This window comes from Bradyrhizobium sp. Mp19 (assembly GCF_029952935.1).
GTDB classification, from domain to species: domain Bacteria; phylum Pseudomonadota; class Alphaproteobacteria; order Rhizobiales; family Xanthobacteraceae; genus Bradyrhizobium; species Bradyrhizobium elkanii.
Genome location: NZ_JASAUT010000089.1, coordinates 1 through 23,554, shown reverse-complemented (window position 1 = coordinate 23,554; position 23,554 = coordinate 1). Strand labels below are relative to the sequence as shown.

27 protein-coding genes and 1 tRNA gene are annotated in these 23,554 nt (G+C 64.6%); 12 read left to right on the top strand and 16 right to left on the bottom strand.

What is annotated here, in order from left to right:
- Window positions 1-145 precede the first annotated feature (145 nt).
- From QJT82_RS42430 to QJT82_RS42410, 5 genes are all read right to left on the bottom strand, one after another.
- Window positions 146-1,417: a cytochrome P450 gene (locus tag QJT82_RS42430; protein WP_028344129.1), complete on the bottom strand. Its 1,272-nt coding sequence runs from the start codon at window positions 1,415-1,417 to the stop codon at window positions 146-148.
- Between the two features lie 242 nt (window positions 1,418-1,659).
- Complete coding sequence (locus QJT82_RS42425) at window positions 1,660-1,968, bottom strand: hypothetical protein (protein ID WP_245288898.1); 309 nt, start codon at window positions 1,966-1,968, stop codon at window positions 1,660-1,662.
- Complete coding sequence (locus QJT82_RS42420; protein ID WP_080686963.1) at window positions 1,934-2,794, bottom strand: cyclic nucleotide-binding domain-containing protein; 861 nt, start codon at window positions 2,792-2,794, stop codon at window positions 1,934-1,936. Before QJT82_RS42420 ends, QJT82_RS42425 begins: the two co-directional genes overlap by 35 nt.
- 107 nt (window positions 2,795-2,901) lie before the next feature.
- A complete protein-coding gene (locus tag QJT82_RS42415; protein WP_196238243.1) occupies window positions 2,902-3,072 on the bottom strand; it encodes a hypothetical protein in 171 nt (56 codons plus the stop codon).
- A gap of 105 nt (window positions 3,073-3,177) precedes the next feature.
- Entirely contained in the window at window positions 3,178-3,369 is a 192-nt protein-coding gene (locus QJT82_RS42410) for a hypothetical protein (RefSeq protein WP_028344127.1), read from the bottom strand.
- A gap of 24 nt (window positions 3,370-3,393) precedes the next feature.
- Here QJT82_RS42410 and QJT82_RS42405 point away from each other — a divergent pair, with 24 nt between their 5' ends.
- The 4 genes from QJT82_RS42405 (at window position 3,394) to QJT82_RS42390 (ending at window position 7,645) form a co-directional block, all read left to right on the top strand.
- The gene (locus tag QJT82_RS42405) at window positions 3,394-4,329 is read left to right on the top strand and encodes a helix-turn-helix transcriptional regulator (protein ID WP_259244675.1); all 936 of its coding nucleotides are present in this window, start codon (window positions 3,394-3,396) and stop codon (window positions 4,327-4,329) included.
- A gap of 282 nt (window positions 4,330-4,611) precedes the next feature.
- Window positions 4,612-5,763, top strand: a complete 1,152-nt coding sequence (locus tag QJT82_RS42400; RefSeq protein ID WP_028344125.1) for a DUF898 family protein — start codon at window positions 4,612-4,614, stop codon at window positions 5,761-5,763.
- Window positions 5,764-5,767: 4 nt separating this feature from the next.
- On the top strand, window positions 5,768-6,892 hold the full coding sequence (locus tag QJT82_RS42395) for a M48 family metallopeptidase (RefSeq protein ID WP_051448128.1): 1,125 nt from the start codon (window positions 5,768-5,770) through the stop codon (window positions 6,890-6,892).
- Window positions 6,893-7,009: 117 nt separating this feature from the next.
- On the top strand, window positions 7,010-7,645 hold the full coding sequence (locus QJT82_RS42390) for a class I SAM-dependent methyltransferase (protein ID WP_028344123.1): 636 nt from the start codon (window positions 7,010-7,012) through the stop codon (window positions 7,643-7,645).
- Window positions 7,646-7,649: 4 nt separating this feature from the next.
- On the opposite strand, the gene QJT82_RS42385 is transcribed toward QJT82_RS42390, so the two are convergent.
- Window positions 7,650-8,798, bottom strand: coding sequence for an ABC transporter substrate-binding protein (locus QJT82_RS42385; RefSeq protein WP_028344122.1), 1,149 nt, complete (start codon window positions 8,796-8,798; stop codon window positions 7,650-7,652).
- A gap of 452 nt (window positions 8,799-9,250) precedes the next feature.
- On the opposite strand from QJT82_RS42385, the gene QJT82_RS42380 reads away from it, so the two are divergent.
- Window positions 9,251-9,463: a hypothetical protein gene (locus QJT82_RS42380; protein WP_028344121.1), complete on the top strand. Its 213-nt coding sequence runs from the start codon at window positions 9,251-9,253 to the stop codon at window positions 9,461-9,463.
- 618 nt (window positions 9,464-10,081) lie between these two features.
- Here QJT82_RS42380 and QJT82_RS42375 read toward each other — a convergent pair.
- The 4 genes from QJT82_RS42375 to QJT82_RS42360 all read right to left on the bottom strand — a co-directional run bounded on the left by QJT82_RS42375 (window position 10,082) and on the right by QJT82_RS42360 (window position 14,173).
- The gene (locus tag QJT82_RS42375) at window positions 10,082-11,077 is read right to left on the bottom strand and encodes a LysR family transcriptional regulator (protein ID WP_018273276.1); all 996 of its coding nucleotides are present in this window, start codon (window positions 11,075-11,077) and stop codon (window positions 10,082-10,084) included.
- A gap of 87 nt (window positions 11,078-11,164) precedes the next feature.
- Entirely contained in the window at window positions 11,165-12,196 is a 1,032-nt protein-coding gene (locus QJT82_RS42370) for a MerR family transcriptional regulator (protein ID WP_028344120.1), read from the bottom strand.
- Between the two features lie 507 nt (window positions 12,197-12,703).
- The gene (locus QJT82_RS42365; protein ID WP_028344119.1) at window positions 12,704-13,504 is read right to left on the bottom strand and encodes a DUF2927 domain-containing protein; all 801 of its coding nucleotides are present in this window, start codon (window positions 13,502-13,504) and stop codon (window positions 12,704-12,706) included.
- Window positions 13,505-13,597: 93 nt separating this feature from the next.
- Window positions 13,598-14,173: a L,D-transpeptidase gene (locus tag QJT82_RS42360; protein WP_035633276.1), complete on the bottom strand. Its 576-nt coding sequence runs from the start codon at window positions 14,171-14,173 to the stop codon at window positions 13,598-13,600.
- Between the two features lie 388 nt (window positions 14,174-14,561).
- Between QJT82_RS42360 and QJT82_RS42355 the strand changes: the two genes are divergently transcribed.
- Genes QJT82_RS42355 through QJT82_RS42345 form a run of 3 tightly spaced genes read left to right on the top strand, consistent with a single transcriptional unit; the run spans window position 14,562 to window position 16,980 of the window.
- Complete coding sequence (locus QJT82_RS42355) at window positions 14,562-16,109, top strand: acetolactate synthase large subunit (protein ID WP_028344117.1); 1,548 nt, start codon at window positions 14,562-14,564, stop codon at window positions 16,107-16,109.
- A gap of 50 nt (window positions 16,110-16,159) precedes the next feature.
- Window positions 16,160-16,696, top strand: a complete 537-nt coding sequence (locus tag QJT82_RS42350) for a hypothetical protein (protein WP_028344116.1) — start codon at window positions 16,160-16,162, stop codon at window positions 16,694-16,696.
- A gap of 53 nt (window positions 16,697-16,749) precedes the next feature.
- Entirely contained in the window at window positions 16,750-16,980 is a 231-nt protein-coding gene (locus QJT82_RS42345; RefSeq protein ID WP_155258760.1) for a hypothetical protein, read from the top strand.
- Between the two features lie 155 nt (window positions 16,981-17,135).
- Here QJT82_RS42345 and QJT82_RS42340 read toward each other — a convergent pair whose 3' ends face one another.
- Window positions 17,136-17,375, bottom strand: a complete 240-nt coding sequence (locus tag QJT82_RS42340; protein WP_245288896.1) for a hypothetical protein — start codon at window positions 17,373-17,375, stop codon at window positions 17,136-17,138.
- Window positions 17,376-17,555: 180 nt separating this feature from the next.
- Here QJT82_RS42340 and QJT82_RS42335 point away from each other — a divergent pair, with 180 nt between their 5' ends.
- The gene (locus tag QJT82_RS42335; protein ID WP_016843686.1) at window positions 17,556-17,696 is read left to right on the top strand and encodes a hypothetical protein; all 141 of its coding nucleotides are present in this window, start codon (window positions 17,556-17,558) and stop codon (window positions 17,694-17,696) included.
- A 67-nt stretch (window positions 17,697-17,763) separates the two neighbouring features.
- On the opposite strand, the gene QJT82_RS42330 is transcribed toward QJT82_RS42335, so the two are convergent.
- Window positions 17,764-18,135 carry a DUF4118 domain-containing protein gene (locus QJT82_RS42330; RefSeq protein WP_016843685.1) on the bottom strand — a complete coding sequence of 124 codons (372 nt, stop codon included), beginning with the start codon at window positions 18,133-18,135 and terminating at the stop codon, window positions 17,764-17,766.
- Between the two features lie 179 nt (window positions 18,136-18,314).
- Here QJT82_RS42330 and QJT82_RS42325 point away from each other — a divergent pair, with 179 nt between their 5' ends.
- Window positions 18,315-18,620: a hypothetical protein gene (locus QJT82_RS42325; protein WP_028344114.1), complete on the top strand. Its 306-nt coding sequence runs from the start codon at window positions 18,315-18,317 to the stop codon at window positions 18,618-18,620.
- A gap of 91 nt (window positions 18,621-18,711) precedes the next feature.
- Here QJT82_RS42325 and QJT82_RS42320 read toward each other — a convergent pair.
- The 3 genes from QJT82_RS42320 to QJT82_RS42310 all read right to left on the bottom strand — a co-directional run bounded on the left by QJT82_RS42320 (window position 18,712) and on the right by QJT82_RS42310 (window position 21,027).
- Window positions 18,712-18,786 (bottom strand) — tRNA-Val (locus QJT82_RS42320).
- A 114-nt stretch (window positions 18,787-18,900) separates the two neighbouring features.
- On the bottom strand, window positions 18,901-20,184 hold the full coding sequence (locus tag QJT82_RS42315) for a hypothetical protein (RefSeq protein ID WP_028344113.1): 1,284 nt from the start codon (window positions 20,182-20,184) through the stop codon (window positions 18,901-18,903).
- Between the two features lie 237 nt (window positions 20,185-20,421).
- Entirely contained in the window at window positions 20,422-21,027 is a 606-nt protein-coding gene (locus QJT82_RS42310; RefSeq protein ID WP_016843676.1) for a DUF1134 domain-containing protein, read from the bottom strand.
- Window positions 21,028-21,180: 153 nt separating this feature from the next.
- On the opposite strand from QJT82_RS42310, the gene QJT82_RS42305 reads away from it, so the two are divergent.
- On the top strand, window positions 21,181-21,645 hold the full coding sequence (locus QJT82_RS42305; protein ID WP_028344112.1) for a YHS domain-containing (seleno)protein: 465 nt from the start codon (window positions 21,181-21,183) through the stop codon (window positions 21,643-21,645).
- Here QJT82_RS42305 and cysQ read toward each other — a convergent pair whose 3' ends face one another.
- Window positions 21,646-22,473 carry a 3'(2'),5'-bisphosphate nucleotidase CysQ gene (gene cysQ, locus QJT82_RS42300; RefSeq protein ID WP_028344111.1) on the bottom strand — a complete coding sequence of 276 codons (828 nt, stop codon included), beginning with the start codon at window positions 22,471-22,473 and terminating at the stop codon, window positions 21,646-21,648. It lies immediately after the preceding gene.
- A 155-nt stretch (window positions 22,474-22,628) separates the two neighbouring features.
- On the opposite strand from cysQ, the gene QJT82_RS42295 reads away from it, so the two are divergent.
- Window positions 22,629-23,276 (top strand): histidine phosphotransferase family protein, encoded by a 648-nt coding sequence (locus QJT82_RS42295; protein ID WP_028344110.1) that lies wholly within the window; start codon window positions 22,629-22,631, stop codon window positions 23,274-23,276.
- Window positions 23,277-23,554: the final 278 nt, after the last annotated feature.

Sequence of the window (23,554 nt, the reverse complement as noted above, 5' to 3'; positions counted from 1 at the left end):
GCCGATACGCCATCCCCGCCTCCCCCTTCAGATCGGTCTTAGAGAATCGCAGATTCGCCTTTGCGCAAAGCCCTCGCAAGCGGGAGAGGGGGCGCAGCCTCGTCGTGGTCGCAGTTCAAACTCAACTTGCTGTTTTCGTTACGCGTCAGGCGGCGATGCGCACTGGCAGCGTCTCGTAGCCTTTGATGAAGCTGGAATACACCCGCTGCGGCTCGTCCACCACCTCGATGGTGTCGAAGCGCTTGAGGATCTCCTCCCAGATGATCTTGAGCTGCAGCTCGGCAAGCCGCAGGCCGACGCAGCGGTGGATGCCGAAGCCGAACGAGATGTGGGTGCGCGGCCGGGCGCGGTCGATCAGGAACTCGTAGGGCTTCTCGATCGCTTCCTCGTCGCGGTTGCCCGAGACGTACCACATCACCACCTTGTCGCCCTTCTTGATCTGGCGTCCGCGGAACTCGTAGTCGGCGAGCGCGGTGCGCCGCATATGGGCGAGCGGCGTCTGCCAGCGGATCACCTCGGGCACGAAGCTGTCGATCAGCGCCGGGTTCTCCCGCAGCTTGCGGTACTGCTCCGGATGCTTGCTCAGCGCATAGATGCTGCCGGACAGCGTGTTGCGCGTGGTGTCGTTGCCGCCGACGATCAGCAGGATCAGATTGCCGAGGAAGTTCTTCGGGTCCATGTTCCGCGTGGCGTCGCTGTGCGCCATCATCGAGAGCAGATCGCTCTTCGGCGGCTGGCTCGCGCGCTCCTTCCACAGCCTTGCGAAATAGCTCGCGCATTCCATCAGCTCGGCCTGCCGCTCGTCTTCGGTGGCGACGAGGCCGCCGGCGCCGGGCAGGGTCGTCGCGACGTCGGACCAGCGCGTCAGCTTGCGGCGGTCTTCCCAGGGGAAGTCGAACAGCACCGCGAGCATCTGGGTCGTCAGTTCGATCGAGACCTTGTCGACCCAGTCGAACACCTCGCCGCGCGGCAGATTGTCGAGGCACTCGGTCGAGCGCTTGCGGATGTTGGTGGCGAGCTCGTCAAGATGGGTCGGCGTGAACATCGGCGCCACGGTCTTGCGCTGCGCGGAATGGCGTGGCTGGTCCATCGCGATGAAGCTTTCGCGGCGCAGATCCGGCGGCACGTCGCGGATGGTGATGCCGCCGAGCGAGGCGGCCGAGGAGAACACCGAATGGTTGGTCTCGATGTCCATGATGTCGTTGTAGCGGGTGATCGACCAGTACGGACCGAACATCGAGTCCTTGCAGTAGTGCACCGGATCCTCGCGGCGCAGCCGGTCGAAATACGGCCAGAAGGTATCGGTCTTGAACAGCTCGGGATTGCCGGGATCGTAGTCCGAAAGCGCAAGCGAATTGGCGCGTTCGCGTGCGGCCTCCAGATTCGTGTTGTCGACGAGATCGATGGTCCCGTGCATGAGCGGCTCCTCAACCGTTTGAGCTGCCGGGGCATGGCCGGCTCGGCATGTTTTACCGAATTACATTCCCATTCGGCGGTTTGCGCAAGGGCTCTCGACGCGCATTTGGCCGCATTGATGTCAGACCAAAGCGGCCGAATCCGGGCTTTTCCGGTGGTGAAGGGGCCGCGGCGGCGACCACGCCCGTTTGAAACGGCGTTTGATTTGGTCGGGCGGCGGCGTGCGAACGGCGCGGGCGCCGTTTATTGACTGCCGGTCTTCTCGCCGGCGGATTTTTCGCAGGGGTAGGTGTCCTGCATCCCCCACAGCAGCAGGAGGGCGATCACCATCTCGCCTTTCGCCGACCGCTTGTCGGCGGACTTCAGCATGATCTCTTCGGTCTGCTCGCTGCTCAGTGCGAGGTCGTCGGGCATGCAGAACAACAATTGGCCGCCATGCCGTTTCAGCCAGGCATTGGAAGCCATCAGGCCGCCCCTGACGCCGTCCAGGTACATATGATTGAAGATGCGAAAGTTCTCATTTTTCGGATTGCGATAGGAATCCAGCCGCACGTCGACGGCAGCAGCCGGAGCTGCCGTGAGCGCCAGAAGGCATGCCGACAAGATCCATCTGTTCATCGCACCTGTCCTCGCTTGCGGCGGCGTCCTTGCTGGTCGTTCCATCACCTGATCGGTAAGTATGTATTTCCCTCGTTGAGGTTCGAAGCTCGTTCTCGCCGGCCGGGGGTGTTGGGACCACGAAGGAACGACCCGGCTGGCGTCCCGTGTTGGCCAGCAGGCGGTTGATCGACAGCTTCAGGAAGTGGAAAGCCAGGGCAGGATCCGCATGGCACACCTGGGCGAGCTCGCCCTCGGTGAGCCAGAGCAGCTCGACATCGGAAATTGCCTGGGCCGTCTGGGTGCGCTCATGTGCCGTCGAGAAAACGCCAATTTCCCCGAACAGCTCTCCCGCCCCTAGAACGAGATCGATTTCATTCAGGCGTACGCTTCCCTTTGCAAGCAGATAGATGCGATCGGCGTAATCGCCTTGCCTGAAAATGATCTCCCCGGCCTTCCACGTCGCGGATTTCATGAACGGACATAGCGGTTCGGTTGTGAACTCGCCCTTGGATGCCTGCTCCACAATTCGCCTGAGGCGGAGCATTTGGACTGTTCGGATGACGTTAAGAGGCAGCAGAACCGAGTGAAGGATGAGGATTGGATACAAGCCGTTGAAGAACGCGTATGCGATGAACGCGACATTGCTCAAGATGGCCGCGATCCTGAGCGGGAGCATCGTCTTCATGCAAAACGTGGCGAGGACGAGAAGCGATGCGAGATAGCCGGCAGCTTCAACCCAGGACTTCGAGCCGCAGAGCAAAACGTCTGAGCAGGGCATTTTCGCGTCCTTCTATGAACTTGCCCCTGAAGAGCGCGACGACCCCTGCACATGTGGCTCAAGGGGGCTGGATACCGAAGCAAACGCAAAAATTGGATGCTGATCGGCTAGAAGAATCCGGCACTGAGATCCAGCCCATAAGTCACCAACAGCAGCCACACCAAGAGGGCCGCTCCACAGAGCATCGCGGTCTGCTTGAGGACGTTTGCTTGCAATGACGATGCGGGGAATACGCGGACAAAAGCGTTTGCAATCGCAGCAATTGCAACGGCGCGCATGATGATCTCCAGGAGTTGGCTAATGACTGGGCGCTAGCGAGCGTCGTGCTTCCAATGCAAATGAAATCTCGGCTCCAGGCAAATGGTGCGCCAACAGCGCCTCGATCAGGGAATGTTGATCGCCGGCAGCGGGCCAGTGGGTCGGATCAACGCTTCAGCAGTTTGCTCCTGCGCGAACCCCGCGAGTGCAATCAAAACGGCGCATGATAGGGCGATGAAAAAGCCGAGACGCCACCGCCGCTCCGTCCGGTCGTCGTCGGGCGTGTCAAGCCGGCGCGCGCCCGTTGCTGTGCGCATCGTTAATCTCCGAATATCGTGACGGTGAGAAGGCCAGTCTTCCCAACACCCGCACTGAATATCGCGCCACGTGATGCGCCTGGGAACTACCTAGAAAGGTGGTCCGGTGTCTCCTATGCTTGCTCGAAGGTCGGTGACCTGCGCACTTGTTTCGGGGGGGACATGTATCTATCCACGGATTCCACCAATCCGCAGAATCAAGATGTCTATGCACTCTGGGATCGGCTGGCCGAGTTCTCCGTCGGCGACGGCGACGCCGCACTGACACATCTGCTAGCCGCACTGCGTACCATGTTGTCGGCACGCAATGTGCTATGGGGTGTTGTCGTGCGATTGCCTTCGCCGAAGCGGGCCGATCCCTTGCTCGGTTGGCGTCCGCGCCTCGTCCGGGTGCTGGACCCGATACCGGCGGTGGCAGCATCCGTGCAGAAGCAGTTCGATACGCTCTGGTCCCGCGACGTCGACCTGTCTCAGATCCTTTCCATGTCGGGAGATGAGCCGTTCCGCGTCCGCCTGTTGTTCGAAGCGCTGCCGCCGGAATGGTTCGAGGGCGAGCACTATCGGCGGCACTATTTGGACGTCGGCTTCGCCGACAGCATTTCCGTGCGCATTGCGCTCAATGACGACGTGAGGATTCGCCTGTTCGTATTTCGCGATGCGGAGGCCCCTCGCTTCTCGGCGCAGGACGGCCAGCGTCTGGGCTTCGTGATGCGCGGGTTGAGATGGTTTCACCGTCAGCAACTGCTCAGCCACGGCCTGCTCATCGCCAATGCAGCCCTGACACCTGCTGAACGCAGGGTGTTGCTCGCACTGCTCGACGGGCACACGGAAAAGCAGATCGCGCAGAGGCTTGATCAAAGTCCGAACACCACGCACTTCCACGTCAGGTCGATCTACGCCAAGTTCGGCGTGCGCAATCGCTCGGCGCTCACCGCGCTGTGGCTCGGCAAGCTGCGATAGCGAACTGCGGTCGCAGTCTCATGCGGCAAGATGCGGCGCGTTTCGGCGAGAAGAGCAATCCTGGCCATCCCGGAGGACCATCTCAGAAAGTGAACCGCGCCGGGTTTGCCGGAGTGCGGACACGGTTTCCGGCAATCTCGTTAAGGCAAAGCCAACTGCACCGCGCCAAAAAACCGCCTCGGCTCTCGACCTTGTGTGAAACCTGGATCACACTCGCGACGACAAATCTGTGCTTTTGATAACCCAGAGATTGTCCCGTCCAGGAGCCATCCCGTGAACGACATGAGCTGGACCCCGCAGGGGCCGCCGCAGCCGCCGCCGCAACCGGCCCCGCCGCCGATGCCGGTGGCGTTTTCAGGGAACCGGAAGGAGTTCTTTCGCCTGGTCGCGCGCGGCGCCGGGCTCGAGCTGGTCACGGTCGGCTTCTACCGGTTCTGGCTCACCACCGACATCCGCCGTCACCTGTGGTCGAACAGCCAGATCGATGGCGACGCGCCGGAATATACCGGCCGCGGCAAGGAGCTCCTGATCGGCTTCCTGGTCGCGCTCGCGATCCTGGTGCCGATCTATCTCGGCTATTTCCTGATCGGCATCGAGGCGGAGCATCTCAAGGCGTTCGCCTCGCTGCCGCTGGTCGCCTTCTTCTATTTGTTCGGCCAGTTCGCGATCTATCGCGCGCGGCGTTACCGGCTGACCCGCACGGTGTGGCGCGGCGTCCGCTTCTGGATGAGCGGCTCGGGCTGGGTCTATGCGCTCAAGGCCTCGCTCTGGGGCGTGCTGGTCGTGATCACGCTCGGCCTCGCGCTGCCGTGGCGCGAGGCGGCGCTCGAACGCTACAAGATGCGGCACTCCTATTACGGCGACCTGCAAGGCTCGTTCGAGGGCCGCGGCTGGGAGTTCTTCGCGCGGGGCTGGTGGCTCTGGGTCCTGATGCCGTTCGCGCTCTACAGCACGATCTTCGCCCCGTTCGCCTATGCCGCGTTCAAGGCGGTCGAGTGGCGCTGGTGGCTGTCGGGCATCCGCTTCGGCGAAGTGAGGCTGGAATCCACCCTCCGCCGTGGCGCGCTGATCGGCCTGTACTGGAAGGTGATCGGCTGGGTCGTGCTGCTCGGCCTGCTGTTCGCGGCCTATCTCGCGCTCTGCACCCTGCTGGTCGCCAGCATGGACGGCTCCTCGATCGCGGATTTCTTCAGGACCGAGGCGTTCGCCAAGAGCATTCCGCTGATCGTGTTGCTCGGCATCGGCTATCTCGCCTTCGCGCTGGCGCTGAACGTGGTGTTGCGGGTCTATCTGATGCGCGATCTCTGGGTCCGGGTGCTGTCCTCGACCATCGTGCACAACATCGGGGCGGCGGCCAACGTCACCGCGCGCGGCGAGCTCGCCAATGCGCTCGGCGAAGGTTTTGCCGACGGCCTCGACGTCGGGGGTTTCTAGCTACATGGAATCCGATTCCGACCAGACCAATTCCGCGGCGCTGCCTAATCCCGGCGGCGTCTTCTTCGACGGTCTGTCGAACCGGCGGCGCATCGTTGCGCTCAGACTGTCCGATGCGCTGGAGATCAGGGAAGACGGCGAGCTGCTCGCGCGCTGGGCGTTTCACGACATCCGCCGCGCCGACAGCCCGTCCGGCCTGTTGCGGCTGAGCTGCCTCACCGCACCGCCTCTGGCGCGGCTCGATATCCGCGACGCCGGGCTGATCGCCGCGCTCGTCGCGCGCTGCGACACGCTCGAGGAGGGACTGCCGAACCGCAGGGGCGTCGCCGCGATCGTCGGCTGGTCGCTCGCGGCCGCGGCGTCGATCGTGCTGGTGGTGCTGTTCGGCGTGCCGCTGGCCGCCGAGCGGCTGACCCCGCTGGTGCCCGACTCGTTCGAGCGTCGCATCGGCGATGTCGCGGAGGCGCAGGTCAAGGTGCTGTTCGACGGCAAGCCGTGCAGCAACCCGGCCGGCCAGGCGGCCTTCGCAAAGCTGGTCGGCAAGTTGCGGCAGTCCGCAGGCTTCGACAATTCGGTGCAGTCGGGCGTGCTGGCGACGTCGGTGCCGAACGCCTTCGCGCTGCCCGGCGGCAAGGTCTATCTGTTCGACGGGCTGCTGGAGAAAGCCGAGAACCCCGACGAGATCGCCGGCGTCCTGGCGCATGAGCTCGGCCATCTCCGCCACCGCGACAGCATGCGCGAATTGATCCACAATGGCGGCACCTCGTTCCTGATCGGGCTGCTGTTCGGCGATGTCACCGGCTCGGGCGCGCTGATCTTCGCCTCGCGCTCGCTGGTGACGTCGTCCTATTCGCGCGATGCCGAGACCAACGCCGACAGCTTCGCGATCGAGACCATGCACAAGCTCGGCCGTCCGGCCAAGCCGATGGGCGAGCTGATGTTCCGCGTCACCGGCCAGGAGGGCGGCAAGGGGCTCTCGCTGGTCTCCAGCCATCCCTTGACCGAGGACCGCCTCGCCCGCATGGACAAGGCCGATGCCGCCGGCCCGGCCAGCGGCCAGCCGCTGCTGTCACCGGCCGAATGGCAGGCGCTGAAGGGCATCTGCGCGGCGGGCAAGGGCAAGGTGTGACGCAGGGGGATTTCGAGACTGGAGCAGGCTAGCGCGACATTTTGACGGAATTGACCTGGGTGGGTGCAGACTGCTCATGGTCTTTGAGCCCGCACGCGCCCGGAGGATTTGCCCGTCTTGACCATCGAAAGCGACTCCCGCTTCTGGGACCGGGCTGCACGCAAATATGCCGCGCGGCCGGTCGCAGCGCCGGCCGAATATGAGCGCACGCTGGACCGGACCCGCGCACTCTTGAAATCCAGCGATCGTGTGCTGGAGCTCGGTTGCGGGACCGGCACCACGGCGCTCCGGCTCGCCGGCGGCGTCGAGAGTTATCTCGCCACCGACATTTCGGCGGAGATGATTGCGATCGCCAATGAGAAGCACGCGACGACGCCGATCCGGGGTCTGACGTTCCGGGTCGCGACTGCCGATACCACTGCGGTCGACGCTGGACCGTTCGACGCCATCCTGGGGTTCAACTACCTCCATCTGATTCGGGACCTGCATGGCACTCTCTGCCGGATTCACGCGCTGCTGGTGGCAGATGGCGTTTTCATTTCCAAGACGCCCTGTGTTGGTGAGATGAACCCGCTGGTCCGGCTTGTGCTGCCGGCGATGCGCGCGATCGGAATGGCGCCCCATGCAGGCGTGTTCACGTCCGAGAGACTGCGCGAGTTCTTGGGTGCCGGCGGGTTCGAGATTGTTGCTGCAGAGAACCATGCGACGAGGGGCGACGATCACCGCCCCTACATCGTGGCGCGCAAGAGGTGACGCTCTACTTCACCAGCCGGAACTTGCCGCCCTCGACCTTGATCAGGAACGCCGACCGCTCGTCATAGCCGTTGTGGTCGGTCGGGCTCATCGTCGAGAGGCCGTTGTTCAGGTAGACGTCCTTGCCACGCTCGAGCTCGTCGCGCAGCGCGGCGCGGAATTCCGCCGTGCCGGGCTTTGCGGTCTTCAGCGCATTCGCCGCCGCCCGCTTGAACAGCGTGACGGCGTCCCACAGATGCGCGCCGAAGATGTTCGGCCTCGAGCCGTTGGCCTTCTCGTAGGACGACACGAACTCGTCGCGCACCTGGCGGAACGGATCGTTCGCCGGCAGATCGTCGGCGATGGTGAAGGCTTCGCCGGTGAAGATCGCGCCCTCGACATTGGCGCCGCCGAGCTTGATGAATTCCTCCGACGCGACGCCATGGGTCTGGAAGATCTTGCCGGCATAGCCGCGGCTGCGCAGCGCCTCCTGCGGCAGCACCGCCGGCGTGCCGGCGGAGGCGATGAACACCGCTTCCGGATTGGTCGCGATCACCTTGAGCGCCTGGCCCATCGCGCTGGTGTCGGCGCGCGCATAGACCTCATGCGTCGTCACGGTGAGGCCGAGCTGAGGGGCGAGCCGCGATACCTCCTTGTAATAGCCTTCGCCATAGCCGTCGGAGACGCCGATATAGCCGAGCGTTTTGATGCCGGACTTGGCGATGTATTTCAGGATCGCCGCCGCCATCAGGTCGTCATTGGGCACCACCTTGAACGCCCAGCGGCGGCGGTCGTCCATCGGCTGCACGATCGCGGTCGCCGCCGCGAGCGAGATGATCGGCGTCTTGCTCTCCACGGCGACGTCGAGCATCGGCATGGTCACCGGAGTGAGCGAGGAGCCGATCAGGATGTCGACGCCGTCCTGGATCACGAGGCGCCGGGCATTCTGCGTGCCCTTGGTCGGGTCGGACTCGTCGTCGAGCGCGATATAGGTGACCTTCTCGCCGCCGATCTCCTTCGGCAGCGCGGCGATGGTGCGCATCTGCGGCTGGCCGAGCGCCGAGCCCGGTCCGGATCCGGACACCACGACGCCGACCTTGATGTCGGCACGCGCGTCCGGCGCAATCAGGATCGCGCTCGCAAATGTCAACAGTCCGGCCATGGCCAGCTTCATTGCAAATCCTCCCAGCAGGTTCTTTTTATCTGCGGCCGATGATAGCCGACCGCCGTCCGCTCGCGCATCATATTGATTCCGCCGGATTCGTCTGTCCCCCTGATTGGGGACACTGCGCGGCGCGGGCAAGGTCTGCGCCTGCCGGAGTTCTGCCCTGATCGGCTGAGGCGCCGGAAACGACAAACGGGAATGGCGAGGCCGACATCGTCCGGAGCACTTGATCGGGCTCCGCCGGTCGTGAACCTCGCGTTTACCAATCCCTTAAAGGCCGTGAGAACCAGTTTCCCTAATCGGGCGGCAACGACCTGCTGTTATTGAAGAACCGGAAAAGGGAGTACGAACCATGTTCAGCATTGTTCGGATCCTCGTCTTGATCGCATGTGCACATGCGGGATCCGTGGTTGCGGAAGTGCAGTGGGACGGCGCGCGGCCATCGCAAGCGGTCCACGTCCATGACTAAGCATCATCCGATTGCGTCCGAGCACGCGCGCGCCATCTGCGAAGAGATTGGCGAGAGGCTGCGCCATGCTCTGCGCGGCGATTACGCCGATCTGCCGCCAAGGCTGCGAGAGCTGGTCAACGAGCTCGCGCTGCAGGATTGTGAAGCGCCGTCGCTGGTGCCGGCGATGGTCGACATGACGAGACCGCTGGTGTTTGCGGCCTAGGTCATCGCCTCACGACGATCTGCCGATCCACCGAATAGGAATTTCCGGCGCAGCGGCTCCCGCTCGTGGCGGCTTTTAACCCTGAGCGGACTATAATGTTTGACGCGCTAGACGATTAGGAACTGGAGCAGCGAGGATGTCGCTCATTTTAAGCCTACTTGGAATTGCGCTAATCGGCATTGCCGGATGGGGTTTTATGTCCGTCATGAGCGAGCTGGCAAAGTGGTATCCTCAAGAGCCAGTCGATACGATTTCCCGCAGGCTCGAGGTTGAAAGTTTTGTCTGGAGCTCCCGCGCATCGCGCGTACTGCGACGCCGGTTTGTTGTGACACAGGCGTGCACTGTCCCGGCGTCGCTGTGCTTGGCTGCACTAGTTTGGCTGAACGAGACAAACCCTGACCTCCGTGTCTGGGGGACTGTAGCATTCTGTTCGCTGTCAATCTTCGTTGCTGGTTGGCTGGCTTGGAAGGTCATTCGGCGCGGGGTGTGATCGCGCTATTTTTAGACCGGAGGACTGCTATTGGCCCAAAGCTGACCTGCCGCCCCCGTCGCTGCTAGTCTTGTCCGGGAAGCCGAGGTGGATAGAGTCGTTTCTTGAGCTGCACGCTCGTGCGCCTTTCACACGTTCTTTGCGACCTTCCGCGTCCGCGTCGGACCGGCGCCGGCGATCGCCGGCTTGATATTCCATACCGCGCGCACGCTTGCGAAGGCGTGGGCGATTACCGGCTCCTGGCGGCGGGCGGCGAGGCTGGCGAAAGAGAGATCGCAGGTCAGCTTCACCTTGTCGGCGACCACGAACTGATGCGGCCGCGCCATCCGCGGCGCCAGCACGTTGTCGCGCGCCAGGCTGAGGCAGAGGCCGGATTCGACGAAGTCGATCATCGCCTCTTCCTGGTCGGTGTAGCCGATCCGCTTCGGCAATGCGCCGAGCGGGCGGAAGATGTCGTCGAGCAGCCGCCGGTGGCCGGAGTGCGGCGGTGTCGCGAGCCAGGGCAGCTCGGCGAGCTCGGCCCAGCCTTTGCCCATCACCCGGTCGCGCCAGGCGATCGGTGCGATCACCCGGTAGTCGTAGCAAAGCAGCGGGGCGAGCTGGTAGCGGCCGTCAGCGATGGTCCGTTCGGTGAAGCTGTGATGGGCGAGCTGGTCCTGAGGCGTGGCGTCGACATAGTAGCCGACGTCGAGTTCGCCGCGGCCGATCTGCGCCAGCACGTCGTCGCTCACGCCATGGCGCAGGAAGACCTCGGTGCGCTGCGAGGACATCGCAAGGCTGCGCACGAACGGTCCGAGCCGGGTGAATTCGGGGTCGAGGATGGTGCCGACACGCAGCGTGCCGCGCTGCGCCTCGTTCAGCGAGTCCGCCATCGCCTTGAAGTCGGAGGCGGCCGCCACCGCCCGGTGCGCCAGCGGCAGCAGGGCGGCGCCGGCCTCGGTCAGGGTGAAGCCGGCAGGGGTGCGGTTGAACAGCTGCAGCCCGGTGCTTTCCTCGAGTGCCTTCAGTTGCAGGCTGACCGCAGGCTGGGTCAGTTTCAGCATCGCCGCTGCGCGCGATACCGTGCCCTCACGGGCAACCGTGATGAAGCAACGCAAGGCCTGGGTACGGGGAAGCTCGATCATCGCGCGTGCTTATAGCACACTTTTCCGGCGCGCATCCGACCTGCGTCGTGCATTGTCATACGATTATAATACAACCAATGCGAGAAGTCAGGACGGCCGCCACGCGATCGTGCCTTCGGTGCGCGCGCGGACCTCGGGCGAAGCGAGGCAGGTCGCGACCGCTTCATAGCCCGCCGCGCCGGGGACGGGCGTAACGCAGATCGGCCGGCTGTGATTGGCGGGGCACAGGATGATCGCTTCATCGTCGCCGACCGCGTCGAGATCCAGGATCGCGTTGGAGCGGGTCAGGAAGAACAGCGGCCGGGCCTCGGGTCCGCGGCGGCGCAGATGCGCGATGACGGCTTCCTGGCTCGCCGCATCGAGCCCTTGCTCGAGCATGTCGATCACGAGAATCGCGTCGTCGCCGGCCTCGAACGCCGCGAGCAGGGCGGTCAGCGCCGGCGAGTCCGCGGCGCCATCGGCCAGCAGGGTGGCAAGGCTGGCCGCGACCCTGGCGTTGTGCGCCGGGTCGGCATCGAGGCGCGCACGCACGGCCGCGCCGCCATCGGCCGCGCGGTCCAGCCCGACGAAGCCGGCGCCGGGCAGGGCTTCGGCGAGCCGTTGTGCAAGGCGCGTCTTGCCGCTGCCGAGCGGGCCGACGATGTAGTTCAGCCGTTTGATGTCGCGCAACTCGAAGCGCTCGCCGCCCCACGGCCACGGCAAATCGAACGCGACGCCGATCGCCGGCCGCGTCCGGACCGCGCCGATGATGTCACCCGTCGCGGGCATCTTGCCGCCGCCGAGGTCGGCGCGCAGCCGGCGCAGTTTGGTGATGCTGTCGCCGCATTGGCGGATGCGCGCTTCGAGCGTGGCCTCGTGCGCGGCCAGCACGCGGCCGAGAATGACGGCGTCGCCGTTCAGGATCCGCGCCACTTCACCGACGCTGAGGCCGAGCGCGCGCAGCTCGACGATCTCGGCGCCGCGCGCCATCTCGGCCGGACCATAGGCGCGCCATCCCGCCGGCGTGCGGCCGGGTGCAATCAGGCCGCGCTCCTCGTAGAGGCGCAGCGCTTTCGCGGAGATGCCGAGCTGCCTTGCAGCTTCGGACGGGCTGAGGAAACGGGCGGCAGCAGCATTCATCGAATCACCTCGCGTCGTCTGACCGCGCCTCTATGGAGGCGGCCGCAGGGGCAAGGTCAAGCGGGGAGGTGGGACCCGTCCACGGGCGGCTCCCTCACTCGTGCAACACACTCGATGTCGTCCCTGCCTAGTGCGCAATTGCGCACGGGAGCAGGGACCCATAACCACAAATGTTGATTGTTGCGCGACGCTGGGGCCGCGATCCCGTTCACAATCAAATGCGGTGGTTATGGGTCCTGGCTTTCGCCAGGACGACGATTGGGGAGATCGCATGCTCATGTCGCGAGAATGCGGATGCATGCTTCGCAAGCGGCGCAACAGACCCAGTGTCGTCCCTGCGGAAGCAGGGACCCATAACCACAAATGTAGATTGCTGCGCGGCGCTGGAACGACGAGTTCCGACTACAACATTCGCTGCGGCGTATGGGTCCCTGCTTCCGCAGGGACGACAGCTGTATTTGTCGTGAGCGTCCGTGCTCGTCGCTTGCGGAAAAACCCGCCCACCCCTCACTCCAGATGGTTCACCTTCGCCACCCAGGCGCGGACGTCGGCGAGCACGGCGGGCAGTACGGCCTTGACCTCCTGCACGGTCATGCCGGGCTTGATGCGGGGGTCGTAGAGCAGGTTGAGCAGATATTGGTCGTAGACGTCGAAATAGCCCATCGAGACGTTGTCGTTGAACATCGTCCACGGCACGGTGGCGGTGTCGTTGATCGGGCCCAGCGACTGCAACAGCTCCTCATAGGCGCAGTCGAGAAAGACGAAATCGCCGTTGTCGACGGTGAGGATCACGTCGGAATGCTCGATCTCGTAGTTCTCGTTCTTGCGGAAGCCGGACAGGCATTGCGGGTCGAGCGAGGAGCGGATTTCCCTGGCGCGCTCCTGGCCGTAGAAGGTCGCGATCGTGCGGTAGAGCTCGCGGTCGCGCACCAGCTTGACCACGACATTGGCCGCTTCGCTGTTGTCGGTCATCGCGATGTCGAGATGCTGCACCTTGGCGCGGATGTCGGCGACGACCTTGGCGAGCTGGGCCTTGCGGTCGGCGCGGCTGCCGTCGGCGAACACGCGCACCGGACTGTCATATTTGCGGATGCGGTCGACCCGCCCGGCGAGATGATATTCGGCGCCGAACGCGGTTTTCAGAAAGCCCTCGACGATCTCGGCGTCGGTGAAGATTTTCTTCTCGTTGCGCTGGCGCGCGGCGATCGCCGGTATCTCGGTGGCGACCGCGGGCACCGCGGCATCAGCGAGGCAAGCGGCGAGCGCTGCGGCGAGAAGGACGAGGATCGAAGGACGGTGCTGGGGCATTATGACAACGCTGCCGCAAGGTTTGCGGCAGCGCAAGGCGGGATCAGCGATCTTCCCGAATGGCGGCGCCTGGTTCCGTTGAAATCGACGCGATCAGTTGTTCTTCACCACCACGGTGGTGCCGACCGAGACGCGACCATAGAGGTCGGTGACGTCGTCATTGGTCATGCGGAAGCAGCCCGACGAGACGGCCTGGCCGATCGTCTCCGGCTCGTTCGAGCCGTGGATGCGGTAGAGCGTCGAGCCGAGATACATCGCGCGCGCGCCGAGCGGGTTCTCGATGCCGCCGTTCATGTGGCGCGGCAGATCGGGGCGGCGGCGCAGCATCTGCGACGGCGGCGTCCACGACGGCCATTCCTTCTTTGCGGAGATGCGGTGGACACCGCTCCAGCGGAAGCCGTCGCGGCCGACGCCGATGCCGTAGCGCAGCGCCTGGCCGTTCGCCAGCACCAGATAGAGCCGGCGCTCGGCGGTGTTCACCACGACGGTGCCAGGGGCGTAGTTGGTCGGGTAGTTGACGGTGGTGCGCGGGATCGGGCTTGCGCCGCCGCCGCCGAAGAAGCTCGGGGCTTCGGACTGATAGCCGCGGGAGTCGAAGAACTGGGCGTGGGCCTGGCCGGCACCTGCCAGGATCGTGAGCGCGGCAAACATCAAGGCAATCGGGCGCATGGTCGTCGTCCTCGCGAACAATCAAATATGCAGTCAGAGAGGCCACAATTGCCGGCGTTTCGCAAGCGACGAAGCCGTGACCTCAGGCATTTTCGAACAACACGGTTTAAAAAGGCAACAGATCGGAAGCGATACCTGCATTGTCCGGCCAAGCCTTTGACGAAGCGGCTGAAGAATGATTGATCTGGAGCGTTTTCGAGCGAAGCGGGTACCGGTTCGCGTCAAGAAAATGCGACCAAACAAAAGCTGGAGCGTTTTCAAGCGAAGTGGGCAACGGTTCGCGTGAAGAAAACGCGACCAAACAAAAGGATACGAGCATGATCCGATTCAATCGGATCGGACCATGCTCTGAGCGACCTCAAGAACATCTCGAAACGGGAGCGAGAGCATGAACGGTGCGGAAAGTCTGGTGCGGACATTGGTCGCAGGCGGCGTGGATGTCTGTTTTACCAATCCCGGCACCTCGGAGATGCATTTCGTCGCGGCGCTGGACAAGGTCCCGGGCATGCGCTGCGTGCTCGGTCTGTTCGAAGGCGTGGTGACCGGTGCGGCCGACGGTTATTTCCGCATGAAGGGAACGCCGGCCTCGACGCTGCTGCATCTCGGGCCCGGCCTCGCCAACGGCCTTGCCAATCTGCACAACGCCAAGAAGGCGCATTCCGGCATCGTCAACATCGTCGGTCAGCATGCCACCTACCACATCGGCTACAACGCGCCGCTGACATCGGACATCGAGGGCCTGGCGCGGCCGATGTCGTCCTGGGTGCGCACCTCGCCGGATGCCAAGTCGGTTGCCGCCGACGGCGCGGCCGCGATCGCCGCGGCGAGGAGCGCGCCGCCGCAGATCGCAACCCTGATCCTGCCGGCGGACACCGCCTGGAACGAAGCCGACGGCATCGCCGAGGTGCCCGTGGACACGCAGCGCCCGAGCTACTCGCCGCAGGCGGTCGATACCGCGGCGAAGATCCTGCATGGCGATGCCGCGCATACGCTGCTGCTCGTCACCGGCAGCGCGCTGACCGAGCACGGGCTGGCGCTCGCCGAGCGCATCGCCGGCAAGACCGGCTGCACGGTGATGGGCCAGACCTATCACCCGCGCATGGCGCGCGGCCGCGGCCGCTTCTCGATCAACCGCATCCCCTATGTGATCGAGCAGGCGCTGCCGATCCTGAAGAATTTCCGTCACATCGTGCTGGTCGAGGCCAACGATCCCGTGGCGTTCTTCGCCTATCCGAATAAGCCGAGTATGCTGAAGGCGGAAGGCTGCGAGGTGCATCGCATGACCGCCTGGGGCGAGAATTCGGTCGCAGCGCTCGAGGCGCTGGCCAATGCGCTGCATGCGACCGCGCAGGACGTCAAGCCGCAGCAGCACCCGGAGCTGGTCAAGCCGACCGGCGCGCTCAACCATGCCACGATCGCGCAGGCGATCGCGTGCGCGATCCCCGAGAACGCCATCATGGTCGATGAATCCGTCACCACCGGCCGCGGCTTCTTCCCGCCGACGGCGGCGGCCGCGCCGCATGACTGGCTGCAGAACATGGGCGGCTCGATCGGCTTCTCGACCCCGGTGGCGACCGGCGCCGCGGTCGCCTGTCCGGACCGCAAGGTGATCTGCATGGTCGGCGACGGCAGCGCGATGTACACGATCCAGTCGCTGTGGACCCAGGCGCGCGAAGGGCTCAACGTGGTGACCATCGTGTTCGCCAACCGCATCTACCAGATCCTGCGCGGCGAGTTCGACGGCGTCGGCGCCGGCGAGCCGGGCAAGCGGGCGCAGGACATGCTGAAGATCGATCGGCCGACGCTCGACTTCGTCGCGCTCGCGAAGGGTATGGGAGTGCCGGGCAGGGCGGTGACGACGGCCGACGAGTTCAACAAGGCGCTCGCGGAAGCCATTGCCGAACCGGGACCGCGGCTGATCGAAGTGCAGATGTAGGGGCGCGAGTTCAATAGCCACGGCGGTGGCCAGTCCAGTCGGAGGCGTCGATGCAGACCGAGCTGAACAAGGTGATCGCCGCGGTGGAGGAATTCTATGCGCAGGAGATGTTCCTGCTGGAGCGCGATCTCGGCGAGCGAACGCTCACTCACCGGCTGGCGGTCTATGTCGAGCGGCAATTTTCCGGCTGGCAGGTCGATTGCAACTACGACCGGCTCGGCGAGCGCACGCTGCGGCTGCCGCGCGGCTCGGGGAGCTCGACCGACGACCATCTCGGCAAGTCGATCTATCCCGATATCGTCGTGCACCAGCGCGACATCCCGAACAATCTGCTGGCCATCGAACTGCGCAAGGACAGCAATCACCAGCCGATCGAGCACGATCAGCGCAAGCTGCAGGCGCTGACCGATCCGAATGTCTGGTTCGCCTATGCGATGGGCGTGCTGGTGATCGTCGGACAAGGCGGGGTGAGCTTTACCGAGGTCTATGTCGGCGGAGCCATCGATAGCGCCACTTCGCTCTGGTTTGCCGAGCGGCTACGCGAGAGCGGGCTCGCGAGCGGGCGCGACCATGGCGCTCCGCATTAAGCCTATCGATGAATCTTTCTCCGCGTTGCAGTGATAGCCCGTTTGGATCATGCGTGGTCCCTGCACGCGCGGCACAACAGAAGGTGCGGGAGGTGGAGCAATTACTGGAGCTGGTGGTCAATTTTCAGAACGATCCGATGGCGGTGCGGATTATCAGCTCCGCAACTCTTTCGCTCCCCCTCCCGCACCTGAATTCGCTGGTCCAACTCTCGCTGGTCCAGCTTGCACTGAACCAACTTCCACTGATCCAAACTTCCACTGCCCGAGGTGGTCGGCGCACTTGATTGCGACGTAACTGGCCGAGGCAGCATCCGCACCGAGACAGTAAAAAGGCCGCCTTCGGGCGGCCTTTTCCGTGCTCGACAAGTCCGTGCTCGACAAGTCCGTGCTCGACAAGTCCGTGATCGCCAAGTGGATCACCGAGCGCGATTGTTTCTGTTTATTGCTTGGTGGCATCGCTGCCGGTCGGGGCAGCGCCGGTTGCGGCGGCACCGGTCTTGGCGCTCGATTTCTTGGCGGTCTTCTTCGCTTTCTTCTTCGGCGCCTTGGCCGCCTCGCCCTTGGTCGCCGTGTCGCCGCTTTGCGCGGCGGGGGCCGGGCTGCCGCCTGCCTTGTCCTGCGCGAGCGCGGTGGACGAGACGAAGGCAAGGGCGGTGGCGGCGAGGATCAGTGTTCGCATCGGATATTCTCCCAAGTTGGTTTCCGGCGATCCTCAACGGGACAGAATGTCGCAGGGTTCCGCGGCGCCGATCAGCAGTCCGTGAGCTGTGCGTGAACGGCATGGCCGCCGCGAAGCCGGCGGAACCGGGAACCGGGCGCCGCGTTATCCGGCCGGGCAGGAGTTCCGAGGAGAGACGCCATGCGCTGGCGGTCAATGACGGAAACCACCAATACGGTGCTCGACACCGCCCCCGAGGACAGCTTCTACGCGGTGGGCTGGACCATCAGCGGCGTGGCGACCTTGGCCACCATCGTCGCGATCTGGATGTTCGGGATCTGAGGGCGAACGATCCGCGCGGGCAACCGGCTCGGCACCGCCGGCTGCCGGTTGCGGCCTGCGCCGTCCGCTACTTCCGCAGAATTGCCAGCGCTTCCCGATAGAGCTGCGAGAAGCAGACCAAGAGCGCGCTCGACAGCAGGAACATCGCCAGGCTGTCGTAGTCGTCGGCCGTCGGCCAGGAAAACTCGAAATAGGGCGGCATGAACGCCCACCAGACGATCGGAACCGTGATGATCGTGGCAAAGGCGCCGGCGGGTGCGCCGCCCATCAGGCCGGCGATCAGGATCGCCGGCACGAAGCCCGCGAAATAGAACTGCATGCCGAAGCTCGCGAACATCTCCTGCGTCGCGGTGGCCAGCACCACCGCAAGCAGGGCGACGACGAATGTCGACAAGGACCAAGGCCGCAGCTTCAAAATGTAGTCGTTGCCCTTGCGCATCCAGACTCCCGGCCCCCGCGAGTTCCCGGAAGGTAGCCGAGGAGGCCCGCAAACAAAACCCCGTAGGACTCCGTGGAGCGGCGTTCTGCTCGACACCGTGAAAAGGAACCGTCCCGGTCAAGCCGCCGCCGCATTGTCGCGCTTATTGCATCGCAGCAGGGTGATTGTGGGGCACCGCAATGCTGGAGTTTCTGATTGTCGTCCTCGTCGCCGGGGTCGGTTTCGTATCGGGGTACGGCGTACGCGAGCTGATCTCGCGCCGCCGGCGGCGGTCCGCCCCGCGCGCTCACGTTCGCGCGCCGCATGTTCTCGCCGCCAATGACGACAGCTCCGCCCGCAACTGGTATCGGCCGACCGGCACGCAGCCCTCCGATCACGCCATCCCGCCACCCGATGAACTCGACGGCGCCGTTCGCGACCTGCTCGGCGAACTCAGCCGGCGCACCGCCAACCCGTCACCCGCCCCGCACCGCCGCCGGCAGTGAGCCGGAAAGGCCGGGTCGCCGCCGCTAACGCGTCGGCTACTTTGCATGGGGTTGTTTTCGACATTTTTGATGAGGCGGTCCCGAAAGGGAATGGTGGACGCACAAGGGATCGAACCTTGGACCTCTCCCGTGTGAAGGGAACGCTCTCCCGCTGAGCTATGCGTCCGGGATGTGACGTGCCAAAGGCCGCTGGTCGGCGGCCGGTCGAAAATGGGCGCTTCGTCAGAGCGTGCGATTTACGAAGTGCCGGGTAGGGGTGTCAAGCCAAACCCTGCGGGAATCACGCGCCTTGCTGGCGGGCGCGGGAGGCGTGTGACTGCAGCGCCCGGATGCGCTCGGCGAGCGTGCCGCCGCCCTCGGGCATCCCGCTGCCCGGCGAGGCGCCGTTGGCGGGCTTGGCCGCCGCCTTGGCCGGCACCGTCGGCTCCGCCGCCAGCATGGCCTCGATCGCTGAATTGGGGCCCTCGAGCTGGATCGCGAGCTTGGCCACCTCGGCGGCGATGTCGTTGATGCGCTCGCGCAGCAGCGCATTCTCCATCCGCTCGGTCGCCCAGGAGCTCTCGGCCTGCTGCTGGATCGCGTTGATGTCGCGCTGCAGCTTGCCGCGCTCGTCGCTGACGGTGCGCAGCTGCTCCTCGACTTGAGCCTTCTCCTGGCGCAGCCTGTCGAGCGCGGAGGATTTGCCGCCGCCCACTGCTGCGATCTCCTCGCGCAGCTCCTGCACCGTCCGCTCCGCGGCGGCGTTGGCCTGCTTCAACTGGCCGTTCTCGAATTCGCGCTCGGCCAGCAGCTTGCCCTGGGTCGCAAGCCGCGTTTCGAGGTCGTTGACCCGGTTGCCGAGCATCTCGGCTTCCTTGACCTGGGCGACCAGCTGGCGATCGAGATCGGTGACGCGCTGGCTCAGATTCTCGACCCGGCCGCGCGCGTCGGTGAGATCGCGCGTCGCGGTTTCCGACTGGCTGCGCTCCTGGGCGAGGCGGGCTTCGGTTGCCGCGAATTCCCTGGCGGCATCGCCGACCCGGTTCTTCAGCTCCTCGACCTGGGTCCGCACCGCGACCAGTTCGATCTGGCGGCTGTCGGCGGTCATCGCGCGGTCGTTGAGCTCGGCGTTGATCTTGCCGAGCTCGCCCTGCTTGTCGGTCAGCGCCTGCTCGGCGTTGCGCAACAGCTCGGTCTTGGCCGAGAACTCTTCCTCGGTGGCGCGAAGCTGCTCCTTCATCGCCTTCTCGCGCGCTTCCAGCGCGAAGATCGCGGCGTTCTTCTCGCCGAGCTCGATCTTCATGCGGTTGATCGCATCGGTCTTCTTGCCGAGCTCGGCGAGCTGGCTCGTGGTCTTGCTCTTGAGCTGGTCGACGCTCATCTCGAGCCGGCGGGCCGACATGGCGAATTCGGCGCGGAGCTGGTCCTTGTCGGCCTGGATCTCGGCCATCGACAGCGGGGTGGCCGCCTCCATGCGGCGCGTGGTCAGCCGCACCGCCCGGTTATGCACCAGCGGAACGATCATCAGGCCGCACAGCATCGAGATCAGGAAACCGATCGCCGCGTACATGATCGGCTCGATCATGAAGGGTCACTCCAAGGAAAGAAGGAATTTGTTAATCACAATGCCACGGCGGGCCGGCCGAAAGCCAGCCCGATTGCCGCGTTAACCTGAATTGCTAACCGTGCCGGAGCGCCGGCCTCATCGCCCGATCAGGGCTGCGACCTCGAGCTTCGTTCCGATTGAATCGGAACGAGGCTCTGGATTCTGTCTTGACGCATATTCGTGACGCGAACCGGCGTCCACTTCGCTGGAAACGCTCTAGAACGGGTTCCAGGTCGCGCGCGGGGTGAATTTGAGATAGCCGACGCTGGCGCCGAGCCGCAAGCCGATGCCCGAGCGAATCGGGACCAGCACGATGTTGTTGGCGGTCAGCGCCGTCATGCCGAAGCCGCCGACGATATAGGCCGAGCCGTCGATGCCGACGAAGCGCTGATAGATCGCCTGGGTCGAGGGCAGGTTGTAGACCAGCGTCATGGTCCTCGCGCCGTCGCCGCCCCAGTCGAAGCCGACCGAGGGACCCTGCCAGTAGACCCTGAGGTCGCCGGCGTTCTTGGTGTAGAGCGTGCCTTCGCCATAGCGCAGCCCGGCCACGAAGGCGCCGGAGCCTTCCTCGCCGAGCACATAACCATTGGGCAGGCCCCACTGGCTGACGGCGCGCTCGATGACCGAGGCGAGTCCGCGCGAGACGTTGCCGAAGAACTTGTGTCCGGCATTGACCAGTTCGTCGGGCCCGTAAGTATACGGGGTCGGTTCACGCTGTGGCGGCGGATATTGCGGTGGCGGGCCCTGCTGCGCGGACGCCCCTGCGCTCCAGCACATCAGCGCGGCAAACGCGACCGCGGCAAGGCGTGATGCGAAAGTCATTAAGAACCCCTGCTATCGAAATCCGGGCGCTGCCCTTTAACCTGATGCCAACAGGCACGGCTCTAGGTTGCGCCCGGTGTCCCCTCGACTCGGATGTTATCGGTATCAACTATGACGGCACAACGGCAGGAAAGATATGGATCGTGCCGGGGGATGGCGTTTTTCGGCCTGTTGGCGGGCATTTTGGCGGCCATCTGGCCGTCCTTGCCTGTTCAGGCCACCACAACCGAGCGCGTGGTGACGAACCGCTACTCCGGATTGGCGATCGAGGGATTCGATCCCGTTGCCTATTTCACCGACGCCGCCGCCACCCAAGGGCGGCCGGAATTCGAGGCCGCGGAGAGCGGCGTGGTCTGGCGTTTCCGCAACGAGGGCAACCGCGCCTCGTTCGTGGCGCATCCTGAAATCTATGGCCCGCAATTCGGCGGTTACGATCCGACCGATCTGGTGCGGGGCGTCACCTGCGCGGGCAATCCGCGATTCTGGGCCGTGGTCGGGAACAGGCTTTACCTGTTCAACCGGGAACGCAGCCGCGACGCGTTCGCCGCCGATCCCGCGCGCTTTTTGAAGGAAGCCGCGGCGCGTTGGCCGGAGCTGGAAGACAATCTCGCGCAGTGATCACGGCGCCGCGGCCGGGTCGCCCCAGGCAATGAATTCCGGCACCAGAAAGTCTTCGCGGCCGAGCCCGAAATGCAATGGGCTGCCGTTCGAATCGGTGACCTTGCCGCCGGCCGCAACGACGACCGCGTGACCGGCCGCCACATCCCACTCCGATGTCGGCGACAGGCGGGGATAGATGTCGACTTCGCCCTCGGCGACGCGGCCGAATTTGACGGCCGAGCCCAGCACGGCGCGGACCGCGCCGCCGCGCTCATCGATGAAGGCTTCAGTGCGTGCATCGCCATGCGAGCGGCTCACTGCCACCGTCCATGGCGCCCCGCGCGGCGGGCAGGGGCGGGTCTTGATCGGCACTGCCTGCGCAACCGCGCCGCCCTGCAGCGTCAACCGCTCCGCGCCCTTGCCGACGATGCCGCGCCAGATCAGGCCGAGCGCCGGTGCGCCGACGATGCCGAGCAGCGGCACGCCTTGCGTAACCAGCGCCACATTGACGGTGAATTCATTGCGTCCGGCGACGAACTCCTTGGTGCCGTCGAGCGGATCGATCAGGAAGAAACTGTCCTTATAGGGCGGCGTCGCCAGATGGACGCGCTCCTCCGAGAGCAGCGACACCTGCGGCGCGAGCCGCGTCAGGCCTTCGACGATGATGTGGTCGGCGGCGAGATCGGCCTCGGTGACCGGCGACCCGTCGCCCTTGCCGGCAACATTCATCGTCGAACGATTGACTGCAAGGATCGCCTCGCCGGCCCGGATCACCAGTTCGGTCAGTGATTCGAGCAGCGTCGCGGCGGCCTCGCAGCCGATCAGGGACGGCTGTGCCTTATTCATGTGCGGGTCTCATGTCAGCGGGTCGCATATCCTGTTTGTGTTCCCTTATCAGTCCTGCCGCAAGCTGGCAGCATCCGTCTGCGCGGTGTATCAAGCCGACAGGCATGCGTGATTCGCACTCCTCGGTCGGCGTGCGGCTTTCCAGGAAACAATTGATGTCTGGCACTTCGTCTCCCGGTCCCGCTCCCGATGCGCTCGAACTCGCGGCGCTGTTGTGCTCGCGGGTCTGTCACGATCTCATCAGTCCGGTCGGCGCGATCGTCAATGGGCTTGAGGTCCTTGACGACAATCCCAAGCCCGAAGACCGCGATTTCGCGCTCGATCTGATTCGCAAGAGCGCCAAGACCGCTTCGGCGCGGCTGCAGTTCTGCCGGCTGGCGTTCGGCGCGGCCGGTTCCTCCGGCGCGCAGATCGACCTCGGCGACGCCCAGAACATGGCGAAGGGGCATATCGAGGACGGCAAGGTGACGCTGACCTGGAATTTGCCGCGGCTGCTGCTGCCCAAGAACCGGGTCAAGCTGCTGCTGAACATGCTGGTCATCGCGCAGCAGACGATCCCGCGCGGCGGCACGCTCACGATCGATCCGGTCGGCGAGGGGGAGACGATGAGCTTCCGCATCCTGGCCGCGGGCCTCAATGCGCGGGTGCCGCAGAACATCGTCGACCTGCTCAATGCAAGCTCGTCGAACACGGTCGATGCGCATGCGGTGCAGCCGCATTACACGCGCCTGCTGGCTGAAGCCTGCGGGTTGAAAGTGACGCTGACGCTCGACGGCGACAAGGTCGTTATCGTAGCGTCCTGAACGCGGCTGCGGGAACATCATTAAGCAAAGGTTACGACCGGCCGCGCGATTCGATCGCGCGGCCTTATCTCTTTGTTGATCCCGTTCTTTTCCAATTACTCAACCAAACTTAAACGCTTTGCGGAGAAGCTGACCCAAGTTCCGGCCGGCGCGTCGATGTCGCGCGCCGCAGCGTTTTCGGCGTTTTTCGAAGGTTGGTTTCATGGACGATCTGTTGCGCGAGTTCCTGACGGAGAGCAGCGAGAGCCTGGATACGGTCGACAACCAGCTGGTGCAGT